The sequence below is a fragment of the Haloplanus salinarum genome, assembly GCF_024498175.1.
Taxonomy (GTDB): domain Archaea; phylum Halobacteriota; class Halobacteria; order Halobacteriales; family Haloferacaceae; genus Haloplanus; species Haloplanus salinarum.
Genome location: NZ_CP101823.1, coordinates 384,360 through 397,493, shown reverse-complemented (window position 1 = coordinate 397,493; position 13,134 = coordinate 384,360). Strand labels below are relative to the sequence as shown.

General features: G+C 69.5%; 8 protein-coding genes. 7 read left to right on the top strand and 1 reads right to left on the bottom strand.

All coding sequences use genetic code 11. From position 1 onward, the window contains the following. The first annotated feature begins 60 nt into the window (after positions 1-60). Positions 61-816 carry a GNAT family N-acetyltransferase gene (locus tag NO364_RS02005; protein ID WP_157688968.1) on the top strand — a complete coding sequence of 252 codons (756 nt, stop codon included), beginning with the start codon at positions 61-63 and terminating at the stop codon, positions 814-816. Positions 817-905: 89 nt separating this feature from the next. Then, positions 906-2,405 (top strand): sodium:solute symporter family transporter, encoded by a 1,500-nt coding sequence (locus NO364_RS02000; RefSeq protein WP_157688970.1) that lies wholly within the window; start codon positions 906-908, stop codon positions 2,403-2,405. A 157-nt stretch (positions 2,406-2,562) separates the two neighbouring features. Here NO364_RS02000 and acs read toward each other — a convergent pair whose 3' ends face one another. Next, positions 2,563-4,557, bottom strand: a complete 1,995-nt coding sequence (gene acs / locus NO364_RS01995) for an acetate--CoA ligase (RefSeq protein ID WP_257628403.1) — start codon at positions 4,555-4,557, stop codon at positions 2,563-2,565. Positions 4,558-4,748: 191 nt separating this feature from the next. Here acs and NO364_RS01990 point away from each other — a divergent pair, with 191 nt between their 5' ends. The 5 genes from NO364_RS01990 (at position 4,749) to NO364_RS01970 (ending at position 13,126) form a co-directional block, all read left to right on the top strand. Further along, positions 4,749-6,521 (top strand): 2-oxoacid:acceptor oxidoreductase subunit alpha, encoded by a 1,773-nt coding sequence (locus tag NO364_RS01990; protein ID WP_157688974.1) that lies wholly within the window; start codon positions 4,749-4,751, stop codon positions 6,519-6,521. Beyond that, positions 6,518-7,381 (top strand): 2-oxoacid:ferredoxin oxidoreductase subunit beta, encoded by an 864-nt coding sequence (locus NO364_RS01985; protein WP_157688976.1) that lies wholly within the window; start codon positions 6,518-6,520, stop codon positions 7,379-7,381. The genes NO364_RS01990 and NO364_RS01985 overlap by 4 nt, the downstream gene beginning before the upstream one ends. A 51-nt stretch (positions 7,382-7,432) precedes the next feature. Continuing rightward, positions 7,433-10,852, top strand: a complete 3,420-nt coding sequence (gene grpE, locus NO364_RS01980) for a nucleotide exchange factor GrpE (RefSeq protein WP_257628402.1) — start codon at positions 7,433-7,435, stop codon at positions 10,850-10,852. 101 nt (positions 10,853-10,953) lie between these two features. Continuing rightward, a complete protein-coding gene (locus NO364_RS01975; protein WP_257628401.1) occupies positions 10,954-12,192 on the top strand; it encodes a digeranylgeranylglycerophospholipid reductase in 1,239 nt (412 codons plus the stop codon). Between the two features lie 112 nt (positions 12,193-12,304). Beyond that, positions 12,305-13,126 (top strand): aldo/keto reductase, encoded by an 822-nt coding sequence (locus tag NO364_RS01970; protein ID WP_420191785.1) that lies wholly within the window; start codon positions 12,305-12,307, stop codon positions 13,124-13,126. Positions 13,127-13,134: the final 8 nt, after the last annotated feature.

The window sequence follows — 13,134 nt, the reverse complement described above, 5'->3', positions numbered from 1 at the left end:
CGACACTCCCGTCACGCTCACCGAGACACTTTAAGGAGCGTCACCGTACACAGTTTCAACATGGACATTCGCGAGGCACGGGCTGAGGACATCGAAGGGATCAGAACCGTCGCACACCACTCCCTCGCCGCGTCGTACGGCCACGCACTGGAGGACGAAATCATCGCACAGGCCGTCGAGCGGTGGTACGACGAGGGGACGCTCACCGACGACCTCGACGATCCGGACACCGAGTTCCTCGTCGCGGACGACGACGGTCGGCTCGTCGGGTTCGCCCAGAGTTACGTCGTCGAACGGCGCGAGACCGTCGGCGAGATCGACTGGCTCCACGTCGAACCCGACAGCCGCGGCGTCGGGATCGGCGACCGGCTGCTGGAGACGCTCGAACAGCGCCTGCTCGAACACGGCGTCGGCCGCATCGAGGGGCGCGTGCTGTCCGCCAACGAGGCGGGGACCGACTTCTACGAGAACGAGGACTTCGAGCGGATCGGCGAACGGACCGTCGAGATCGGCGGCGAGCCGTTCGTCGAGATGCTCTACTCCAAGTTCCCGGGTGCCGGCGGCCGACAGGTGCTCTCCGAGGCGGCGACGCTCCCCGACGGCCGGCAGGTGTACGTCGCCCTCGAGGAGAGCGTCCGCGGTGCCGACGGCCCGTTCTACTCGGTGTACCTCGACCGGGACCGCTCGGAGCGGTACGGCTACCTCTGTGGCAACTGCGATAGCTTCGCCGTCTCGATGGACACGATGGGCCGTGTCGTCTGTAACGACTGCGAGAACCGACGCAAGCCGACCCGGTGGGACGCCAGCTACCTCTAGCGGCGATTACCCGGTTATATCACAAAGTATTATTTCGTCGGCCGTCCAGCCGGGAGTATGGCACGACCGACGCGAACGGAGGAATCACCGTGGTGACCACGACGGCGCTGCTCGGACTGCTGACCGTCGTCCTGCTCGCCTTCGCGGCGTTCGGCGCGTGGTACGCCCGGGGGCGCATCGAGACCGTCGAGGACTACCTCACCGCCCGGAACTCGGCCGGCGGCGGGACGCTGACCGCGACGCTCGTCGCCTCGAGCATGGGGGCGTGGATCCTGTTCAGTCCCGCGGAGGCCGGCGCGGCCTTCGGCGGAATCACGGCCGTCGCCGGCTACGCGGCCGGGTCGGCGCTCGCGCTCGCCGCCTTCGCCGTCGTCGGCCCCCGCATCCGGCAACTCCTCCCCCGCGGCCACAGCCTCACCGAGTACGCCTACGCCCGCTACGGGACGGCGATGTACGCGTACGTCCTCGTCGTCAGCGTCGCCTACATGTTCGTCTTCCTCGCCGCGGAGTTCACCGGCATCGCGAGCGCGCTCTCGCTCGTCGCGGGGGTGCCCGGCTGGCAGACCGCGACCGTCGTCGGCGTCACCGTCCTCGCGTACACCGGCTACGGCGGCCTCCGTGCGAGCATCGTCACCGACACCGTCCAGACCGTGCTCATCCTCCCGCTCCTGATGGTGAGCGTCGTCGTCACGGTGCTCGCGCTGGGTGGGACCGACGCCGCCCACGCCGCCGTCGTCGACAGCGCGCCCGAACTCCTGACCGTCGGGTCGGCCACCGGCCTGGAGTTCGGGGCCTACGTCGTCGTCGCCGTCGTCGGCGCCGAGATGCTGAACCAGGCGTGGTGGCAGCGGGTCTACGCCGCGAGCGACGAGGGGACGCTCCGTCGGTCCTTCCTCGTCGCCGCCGTCGCCGTCGTCCCGATGGTCCTCCTGGCGGGCGTGTTCGGCCCCATCGCCGTCGGCCTCGGCCTCGTCGAGGCGCCAGGGGACGCCAGCGTCTCCTTTTTCCTCGTCGTGACCGAGGTGCTCCCCGACGCGGCCGTCGTCGCCGTCGCCGTCCTGGCCGTCCTGCTCGTGGTCTCCAGCGCCGACACGCTGTTCAACGCCATCGCGAGCGTCGTCACCGCGGATCTTCCGCGGCTCCTCGACCTCTCGGGGGACCGCCTCACCGCGACCGCCCGCGGCGTGACCGTCGTCGTCGCCGCGGCCGCGACGGTCGTCGGCGCGCAGGGCTACTCCGTGCTCACGCTCTTTCTCCTCGCCGACCTGCTCGCGGCGGCCACCTTCATCCCGCTCCTGCACGGCCTCTTCTCGCGGCGTGCAACGTCCGCCGGCGCCCTGACGGCGAGTCTGGTTGCCCTCGTCGTCGGACTGGCCCTCTTCCCGCCCGCCCGCGGTGTCCTGCCGCTCTCCGGGCTGCCGGCGGCCACCTACTTCCGCTCCTTTATCGGCGCCGCCGCCCTTTCGACGGCCCTGACCGTCGTGGCCGCTCGCGTCGGCGACGAGCGGTTCGACCTCGACCGGCTCGACCGGACGATCCGACGCCTCGACGACGAGGCGACCGACGGCTCGGGGGGTGAGCGACGGTGACCCTCTCCGCGCTCGGCTTCGCGGTCCTGATCTGGGGATCGCTGGCGCTGGTCGCCGGGGTCTTCGTGTACGAACTGGCGACGATCTGGCGGGAGTCGCGACGAAACGCGGGGTAAGCGGGGGCCTCGGAGCGGGATCGACCGGTCGCGACGACCGATCAGTCGCCGCTGATCTTGCCTTGGATGTCCTCGACGATGTCGGGGTTACGGAGCGTCGAGGTGTCGCCCAGTTCGGCCTCGTTGGCGATATCCTCCAGCAGACGGCGCATGATCTTGCCCGACCGGGTTTTGGGCAGGTCCGGCGAGAAGACCACGCGCTCGGGGCGGGCGATGGGGCCGATGGCGTCCTCGACGGCCTGGACGATGCGGTCGCGGAGCGCGTCGTCCTCCTCGTACCCGTCCTCGGTGATGACGTAGGCGTAGACGGCCTCGCCTTTCACCTCGTGGTCGCCGCCGACGACCGCGGCCTCGGCGACGCCCTCGACGCCGACGATGGCGGACTCGATCTCCATGGTCCCGAGGCGGTGGCCCGAGACGTTGAGCACGTCGTCGACGCGACCGAGGACGGTGATGTAGCCGTCCTCGTCGAGTTTGGCGCCGTCCTCCGGGAAGTACACCCAGTCCTCGGGGTCCGAGCTGTCGGTGTCGGAGTACTCGGCCCAGTACTCCTCGATGTACCGCTCGTCGTTCTTGTACAGCGTTCGGAGCATCCCGGGCCACGGCTTCCGAACGGTGAGGTAGCCGGCGCGCCCGGCTTCGACCGGATCGCCGTTCGTGTCGACGACCTGGGCGTCGACGCCCGGGAGGGGCGGCCCGGCGGAGCCGGGCTTCATCGTCTTGACGCCCGGGAGGGTGGTGACCATCATGCCGCCCGTCTCGGTCTGCCACCAGGTGTCCACGATGGGACACTCCTCGTTCCCGATGTGTTTGTAGTACCACTTCCAGGCCCGCGGGTTGATGGGCTCGCCGACGGTGCCCAGCAGCCGGAGGCTGGAGAGGTCGTGTCGGTCGGGGTACTCCCCGCCCCACTTCATGAACGCGCGGATGGCGGTGGGTGCGGTGTAGAGCTGGGTGGCCTCGTACTCCTCGACGATCTCCCAGAGGCGGTCCCGATCGGGGTGGTCCGGCGTCCCCTCGTACATCATCGTCGTCGTCCCGAGCGCGAGCGGGCCGTAGACGATGTAGGAGTGGCCGGTGATCCAGCCGATGTCGGCCGAACAGAAGTAGGTGTCCTCGGGCTTGATGTCGAGCACCGCCTGCGAAGTCCAGGCGGTCCACGCGAGGTAGCCACCGGTGGTGTGTTTGACCCCCTTCGGCTGGCCCGTCGTCCCCGAAGTGTACATCAGGAACAGCATGTCCTCGGCGTCCCGCTTGACGGGGTCGACGGTCGCCCCCTCGTGGTCGGCGACGAGGCCGTCGTAGGTGTGCTGGTTGGCCGCCAGGCCGTGGCCGAAGCCGTCGCCGTCGCGGAGCCGCTCGGCCACGACCACGTCGGACACTTCGTGGTCGACGCCCGCGAGGCCCTCGTTGGCCTTCGAGAGGTGATCGAGGGGGTCGCCACGGCGATAGTACCCGTCGCAGGTGATCAAGTACTCCGAGTCCGCGGCGTTCATCCGGGTCGCCAGCGCATCCGCCGAGAAGCCCGCGAACACCACACTGTGGGGCGCGCCGATCCGCGCACACGCCAGCATGGCGATGGGGAGCTCGGGGATCATCGGCATGTACATCGTCACGACGTCGTCCTCGCCGACGCCGAGGTCCCGAAGCGCCGCCGCACACTCGTTGACCTCGCGGTGGAGCTCCGCGTAGGTGAACGTCCGGTCGTCCTCGTCGACGGGTTCGCCGACCCACTCGATGGCCGGTTCGTCGCCGCGCTCGTCGAGGTGGCGGTCGAGACAGTTGGTCGACGCGTTCAGCGTGCCGTCGGTGAACCACTCGTAGAAGGGCGGGTTCGAGTCGTCGAGCACCTGATCGTACTCCTCGTCCCAGTCGAGGAGTTCGGCCGCCGCCTGCCAACAGTTCGGCCAGTTCTCGTCGAACTCCTCGTATACACTGGGATCCGATACGTTCGCCTGCTCGACGAACGAATCCGAGGGCTCGAACGTCGCCTGCTCTTCGAGCCTCGCCTCCAGTTCGATGTCTTCCTCGGACATATGTCAGAATAGACTTTCCAATCATTCGTGATAAACCTACGCCATAGCGTCCGGCGTCAGTGTGGACGCCGGCCCCGGCGGTCGGTTCGGCGCCGAGAACGCGGACGCATCGGCCCGCGCGCGGCTGGTATTGCGGGAACCCGAACCATTCAGAAGGCTTTTGACCGATCCGGGGATACGTCCCACACAGCATGCCTGCGGACTTCAACTGGGCGATCGGTGGAGAAGCGGGTGACGGCATCGACTCCACCGGGAAAATCTTCGCCCAGGCGCTCTCGAGGGCCGGTCGGCACGTGTTCACCTCCAAGGACTTCGCGTCCCGCATCCGGGGCGGGTACACGGCGTACAAGGTCCGCACGTCCGTAGACCAGGTTCAGAGCGTCGTCGACCGTCTGGACGTACTCATCGCGCTCACCCAGCGGACGATCGACGAGAACCTCGACGAACTCCACGAGGGCAGCGTCATCATCTACGACGGGGACCGGACGACGATGGAGGACGTCGAGATCCCCGAGGGGATGATCGGCCTGGACGTGCCGCTGCAGGCCCTCGCCGAGGAGGCCGGCGGCGCGATCATGCGGAACGTCGTCGCGCTCGGGGCCGCGTGCGCAGTGAGTGAGTTCCCGATCGAGAACCTCGACAGCGCCCTCGAGAAGCGGTTCGGCGACAAGGGGGCCGCCATCGTCGAGAACAACAAGGCCGCCGCCCGAAAGGGCCGGGAGTACGTCCTCGAGAACTACGACGAGGCGTTCGGGTTCGAACTGGAGTGCACCGACGAGAACTACGTCCTCCTGAACGGCGACGAGGCCATCGGGATGGGTGCCATCGCCGCCGGCTGTCGGTTCTACGCCGGCTATCCGATCACCCCCGCGACGGACGTGATGGAGTACCTCACCGGACGGATCGAACAGTACGGCGGCCACGTCGTCCAGGCCGAGGACGAACTCTCGGCCATCAACATGGCCCTCGGCGCCGCGCGCGCCGGCGCCCGTTCGATGACTGCCACCTCCGGGCCCGGAATCGACCTCATGGCCGAGACGTTCGGCCTGGTCGCCACCAGCGAGACGCCGCTGGTCATCTGTAACGTGATGCGCTCGGGACCCTCGACCGGGATGCCGACCAAACAGGAGCAGGGCGACCTGAACGCGATGCTCTACGGCGGCCACGGCGAGGTGCCGCGGTTCGTCCTCGCGCCGACGACCATCGCCGAGTGTTTCCACAAGACCGTCGAGGCGTTCAACCTCGCGGAGAAGTACCAGCTTCCCGTCTACCTGACCGCCGACCTCTCGCTTGCGGTCACCGAACAGACCTACCCGCCCGAGGAGTTCGACATGGACGCCGTCGAAATCGAGCGCGGCAAGGTCGTCGACGAGGGGACGGTCGGCGAGTGGCAAGACGAGTCGGGGCGGTTCAAACCCCACGCCCTCACCGAGGACGGGATCAGTCCTCGCGCCTTCCCGGGGACCGAGGGCGGCGTCCACATGTCCACCGGCCTCGAACACGACGAACTCGGTCGCCGGACGGAGGACACCGACATGCGCGTCCGCCAGGTCGACAAGCGGACCCGGAAAGTCGAGACGGCCCGGGAGCGCGAACCGTTCGAGCCACGCGAGTTCGGCGACCCCGACGCCGACACGCTCGTGCTCTCGTGGGGATCGAACGAGGGGGCGCTGATCGAGGCCAAGTCCTTCCTCGACGAGGAGGGGATCGAGGCCCGCTATCTCTCGGTGCCCTACGTCTTCCCGCGGCCGGACCTGACGGACGCCGTCGACGCCGCCGAGGAGACCATCGTCGTCGAGTGTAACGCGACCGGGCAGTTCGCGGACCTGATCGAACACGACACGCTGACGCGGGTCACCCGCATCAACAAGTACGACGGCGTCCGATTCAAGGCGGACGAACTCGCCGAGCGGATCGCGGACGTGTTAGCGACCGACGAAGGAGCCGAGGAGGCCACCGCATGAGTTCCAACGTTCGATTCACCGACTTCAAGTCCGACGCACAGCCGACCTGGTGTCCCGGATGCGGCGACTTCGGGACGATGAACGGGATGATGAAAGCGCTCGCCGAAACCGGCAACAGCCCCGACGAGACGTTCGTCGTCGCCGGCATCGGCTGTTCCGGCAAGATCGGGACGTACATGCGTTCCTACGCCCTCCACGGCGTCCACGGCCGGGCGCTCCCGGTCGGCGCCGGGGTCAAACTCGCCAACCCCGACGTCGAGGTGATGGTCGCGGGCGGCGACGGCGACGGCTACTCCATCGGCGCCGGGCACTTCATCCACGCCGTCCGCCGCAACATCGACATGACCTACGTGGTCATGGACAACCGCATCTACGGGCTCACCAAGGGGCAGGCCTCGCCGACCAGTCGCGAGGACTTCGAGACGTCGACCACGCCCGAGGGGCCCCAGCAACCGCCGGTCAACCCGCTGGCGCTCGCGCTCGCCGCCAGCGGTACCTTCATCGCGCAGTCGTTCTCGACGGACGCCCAGCGCCACGCCGAAATCGTCAAACAGGCCGTCGAACACGACGGCTTCGGCTTCGTCAACGTGTTCTCCCCCTGCGTGACGTTCAACGACGTGGACACCTACGACTACTTCCGCGATCACATCGTCGACCTCGCGGACACCGACCACGATCCGACGAGCTACGACGACGCCCGCTCGCGCATCCTCGATCCGGGCAAGGAGTACCAGGGCGTCCTCTACCGGGACGAGGAGTCGGTGCCCTACGAGCGGAGCCACGGCGTCGATGCGGACATGTCCGACATCCCCGACGGCGCGCCCGAGGACGCGATGGACCTCGTCCGCGAGTTCTACTGAGGCGGCCGACCCACCCAAGAAGTAACACGGCCGACCGCTCCCCTTCTGACCGTGTCACCGTCCCTGCAGGGAAGTTTCATCGGACTCGATTTCGGCACGACGACGACCCGCTGTGCCGTCTACGACGGCGACCGTCCCCGGCCGGTCACGAACGCGGAGGGTCGCGAGGCGACCCCGACCGTCGTCGCGGTCGGCGACGACGGGACGCTACTGGCCGGGAAACGAGCCACCGCCGCGACGATCGACCCCGAGCGGCGGGCGACCGACCTCGTCGATCGCCTCCGGACGGGCGACGCGCTCGTCGTCGACGGCGTCTCCTACCCGCCGGAGACGCTCGCGGCGGCGGTCGTCGCGACGGCGGTCCCCGCGGCGACGGACGGCGACGAGTCGACGCCGCGCGGCGTGGTCCTCACGGTCCCGAACCGTGCGACGTCGGCGTACCGACGGCGTCTGAGAGACGCGGTTTCGCTCGCCGGCCTCCGGACCGAGCGGATCCTCCTCGCGACGTCCGCGGCCGCGATGGCCGCGAAGCCGAGCCACGGGACCGAACCGAACGTACTCGTCTGTGACCTCGGCGGCGGAACGTTCGACGTGGGCGTCCTCGAAGTCGACCGCGGTGCGTACATCGCCGAGGCGACCGACGGGAGCGACCTCGGCGGCGACGACTGGGACCGGGCGGTCGTCGACCACCTCGCGGAGCGGTTCGACGCCGACCACGGCGTCGACCTCCGGGACGACGCAGGGTCCCGGCGACGGCTGATCGAGGCGGCGGCCGACGCCCGGACCGACCTCACCGCCCGCGACCGATACGAGATCAGCCTGCCGTACGTCACCTTCACCGACGACGGCCCGCTCGACCTGGAGGAGACCCTGACACGGGAGCAACTCGACGGGATGACCGCCGAACTCCGCGACCGTCTCGTCGAGCGGATCGAAGCCGTCCTCGACGCGGCCGGGGTCGCGCCTACCGACGTCGACGACGTCGTCCTCGTCGGGGGTGCGACGCGGATGCCCGCGGTTCGGGAGGCGATCGAAGCGGCCGTCGATCTGGTCCCCTCGACCGGCGTCGATCCGGCCGTCGCCGGCGCGTTCGGAGCCGCGGTCCAGGGCGGGATCCTCGCCGGACCGGTCGACGACGTCGTCCTGATCGATCAGCGTCCGCGTCCGATCGGCGTCGCGGTCGACGACGAGGACTTCGAGCCGATCGTCGAGGGGGACACGTCGATCCCCACCGACAGGTCGAAGACGTTCACGACGACGGTCGACGGACAGCGCGAGGCCCGGATTCGGATACGCGAGGGAGGCCCCGGCGTGGCCGACGGCGTCGACCTCGGCGATTTCGTGGCGACGGGTATCCCGGACGCGCCGGCCGGAGAGCCCCGGATCGACGTTCGCGTCGACGTCGGCCGCGAGGTCGTCAACGTCGGCGCCGAGAGTGCGGACGGGGAGACGCTGGGCGGCCTCTCGATCGGGGAGGGACCGCGACTCACCGACTCGGCGATCGCCTGGAGTCGGTGGGTCCTGTTCGGGGAGTTGCCGGACTACCTGGACCACCCTCCCGACGTCCGGCTGGACGACTCGGACCTTCCCGACGTCCCGCCGGACGATCCGGAGCCGATCGCCGCCTACAGGCCGGCGTACGCCCACGAACCGCTCCCGACGAACCGCGTTCACACCGGCGACGTGCCCGGGATAACCCGGCCACCGCTCCTGCCGGCCGCCCTCGGCGTCGAGACGGCGGCTGGCGGGGTCGACACGCTCGTCGAGGCGGGGACGCCGCTCCCCTGCCGGGAGTCGAAGACGGTCACCACGGACGAGGACGACCGGACGTCCGTCCGGGTGCGGGTCCTGCGCGGCGAGGACGACCCGGAACCGATCGGCGAGTTCACCGTCCCGGAGGTTCCGCGGGCGCCGGCGGGCACCCCCGAGGTCGGGATCGAGTTCGCGGTCGACGCGGACGGTATCCTGACCGTCTCGTCGACGGCCGAGACGGACGGCGCCGCCGAGACGGCCGAGTTCCGGGCGTTCGCGGCGGCGGACGAGGGGGACGGCGACGCGAACACCGACGGCGCGGGGACGGCCGACGCCGAGGGCGTCGACGGTGACGGACGGGACGGGGAGGTGGCCCCCCGCCGTGTCGACCGGTCGCCGACGGGCGACGAGGTCGAACGCCTCCTCGACGTCCGCGACGACCTGACGCGGGCGCTCGCCGCCGACGCCGACGGCCCCGGACGGATCCAGGAGGGGTTGCGCGCGACGCGTCGGAAGCTCGACCGGCTGACGGCCGGGGAGGTGACCGGGACGATCGCCGACGACGTGGTCGCGGTCGCCGACGACATCGACCGGGCGGTCGACGGCGATCCGGGGACCGTCGACCGGCTCCACGGGTGGGTTCGCTCCACGCGTCGACGGATCGACAGCGCGCTCGAAGGGATCGGCGTCGCGCTCGTCGACCCCGACCCGGGGACGTCGCTGGACCCCGATCGGCACAGTGCGGGCACGACGGTGGAGTCCACGCGTCCGGAGGGGGCGATCCTCGAGGTCCGTCGCGTCGGCTACGCGCGGGACGGACGGGTCGAACGGCCGGCGACGGTCGTCGTGAGCGACGGGTCGGGGACGGCGGAGCGCGGCCCACCCGAGGAGGTCCCTCGGGCGCCCGACCGGAGCCTCGACTACGGGGCGCTCGTGCGGGGCGACCGGATCGGCCGGGGTGGCCGCGCCGACGTCTACGAGGCGACGGTCGAGGGGGGCAACCTGACGGTCGCGCTCAAGGAACCGCGGTTCTCGGGGACCCTCCACGCTGAGATCGGCGAACGGTTCGTCGAGGAGGCACGGACGTGGGCGGGGCTCGACGATCACGACCACGTCGTCGGCGTCGTCGACTGGGGCGAGCGGCCGGTGCCGTGGATCGCGATGGAGTTCATGAAGGGCGGGGATCTGAGCGACCGGGCGGGGGAACTGTCGACGACACAGGCGCTCTGGACCGCCCTCGCGACGACGCGGGGTGTCCACCACGCCCACCGGCACGGCGTCGCCCATCTCGATCTGAAACCGGCGAACGTGCTCTTCCGGTCGGTCGAGGACGGGTGGGACGTCCCGAAGGTGGCCGACTGGGGGCTCTCCCGGCGGCTGCTCGACGGGGCGCGGGAGCGGGCGGAGTACACGCCGACGTACGCCGCGCCCGAGCAGTTCGACGACGATTCCCCGGTCGATACGGTCACCGATGTCTACCAACTGGGCGCGATCTGTTACGAACTGTCCACCGGACGACCGCCGTTCCGCGGTGACGCCGGATGGCCCCGGACCGAGAGGCCTGCACCGCCAAGCGACCTCGCGGACGTCCCCGAGGCCGTCGACGACGTCGTCCTGACCGCGCTGGCGACCGAACGGGAGGATCGTTACGAGTCGACGCTCTACCTCCGTGACGCGCTCCGGGACGTGTTGGAAAACGTCTGCGACGGCGACGTCTGATCGACCGGCACCGGGAAGCGAGAACGGTCGGCGAGAGCACCCGACGTATCGCTCTCGTCCGGTTCAGCAAGACTGATTACGCTCTCCCGGTAGGGAAACATATGTCCGACCGTTTCGACGTGATCGTCGCCGGCGCGGGGCCTGCCGGGGCCCAGTGTGCGCGCGACCTCGCTCAGCGGGACTACGACGTTCTCGTCCTCGAAGCCGAACCCGAGGACACCTTCCCCCGCCAGAGCAACAAGTCGACCGCCGGGACCTTCCCCTCGATGATGGCCTCCTTCGGCGTGCCCGACGAGGTGGTGATGAACTACACCGACGACGTGGTGTTGGAGTCGCCGAACCACCACTACGTCCAGCACCAGCCCGGTGCAGTCCTGGAGTTCGCGGAGTTCAAGCAGTGGCTGGTCCGGGAGGGCCGATCGGAGGGGGCGACCTACCGGTTCGACGCCCGCGCGAACGGAGCGATCATGGAGGACGGCGACATCGCCGGGGTCCGGTACGCGGGCGGCGAGGAGGCGTACGCCGACATCGTCGTCGACGCGACGGGGCCGGCCGCGCCCCTCGCCAAGGAACTCGGGGTGAGCGACCTGCGGCGGGAACAGCAGGCCATCGGGATCGAGTGGGAGATGTCCGGCGTGGACGTCGACCACCCGAACTACGCCGACCTGACCGACACGATGATGCTCCGCTTGGACCACGAGTACGCCCCCGGTGGCTACTCCTGGATCTTCCACACCGGCGGCGACACCGCGAAGGTCGGCCTCTGTTACATCCAAAACGAGAGCCACGAGCGCTACGGCCGCGACGGGGCGAGCATCGACGACTACTTCAACCACTGGCTCGATGCCGACCCGCGCTTTGCCGACGCCGAACGCATCTCCGAGAAACAGCAACACCGCGGCTCGGCTCACATCCAGATGCCCGGACAGCTCTGTACGGACGGCTTCATGGCCATCGGCGACGCCGTGCCGACGATCGATCCGCTCTGGGGCGAGGGCATCCACAAGGGGATGAAGTCGGGGCGGATGGCCGCCATCACCGCCGACCGCTGTTTCACCGAGGCCGACCCCGACACCTCGGCGGAGGCGATGTCCGTCTACAGCAAGCTGTGGCACAGCGAGGTCGCCCCCCGGATGCGCGAACGGCTGCTGATGACCGAACTCCTCTATCTCGCGTCCAACGAACGGTACGACACGCTGATGACGGACCTCAAGGGCACCGGGAGCGACACGCTGGCGAAGGCCAACGCGGGCAACGTCCGCGCGATGCTGAAGCTCCTCCATCTCGGCGACATCCCCCTGCTCGGCAAGTTCGCCCGCGAACGTCTGGCCGGACCGTAGCCTCCGACACCCGAACGGCCACACGGGAAGCGTTCGACGACGCGGGACGACGGTACCGGCACGAACCGGCCCTTCCACAACTCCTTTCGGCGTCTCCACCCTCCGTTCGCGTATGTCTCGATCCTCCAGCGACGTGCAACGGTCGAAGGGAATGCCAGTCCTCGGCCTCGGAACGTGGCAGAACACCGATCCCGAGGAGTGTGCGGGGACGGTGGCGACGGCCCTGGAGATGGGCTACCGCCACGTCGACACCGCACAGGCCTACGACAACGAGGCGGAGGTCGGGGACGGAATCGCACGGGCGTCGGTCCCCCGCGAGGACGTGTTCCTGGCGACGAAAGTGTGGATCGACAACCTCGCGCCGGCGGACGTCCGGGAGACGACCGAACGGAGTTTGGAGAAACTCGGCGTGGACGCCGTCGACCTGCTCTACGTCCACTGGCCGGCCCGGGCGTACGACCCCGCCGAGACCCTCGGCGCCTTCGACGACCTGTACGACGACGGCCTGATCGACCGGATCGGGATCAGCAACTTCGAGCCGGCGCAGGTGACCGAGGCCGTCGAGACTGCCGACGCCCCCATCTTCGCCAACCAGATCGAGTGTCACCCGCTGCTCCCACAGGAGGAACTGCGCGCCCACTGTGCCGACCACGGGATCGAGGTGGTCGCCTACTCGCCGCTGGCCCGCGGCGAGGTGTTCGACGTCCCGGAGATCCAGGCGGTCGCGGAGAAACACGGCGTCAGCGAGGCGCAGGTGTCGCTCGCCTGGCTCCGCGAGAAGGACGTGACCGCCATCCCGAAGGCGACCGGCGAGGAGCACGTCCGCGACAACTGGGCGTCGCGGACGCTCGACCTCGACGACGAGGACGTGGCGCGGATCGACGGCATCGACCGCCGGGAGCGGATGGTCGATCCCGACTTCGCCCCCTGGTAGACGCGACG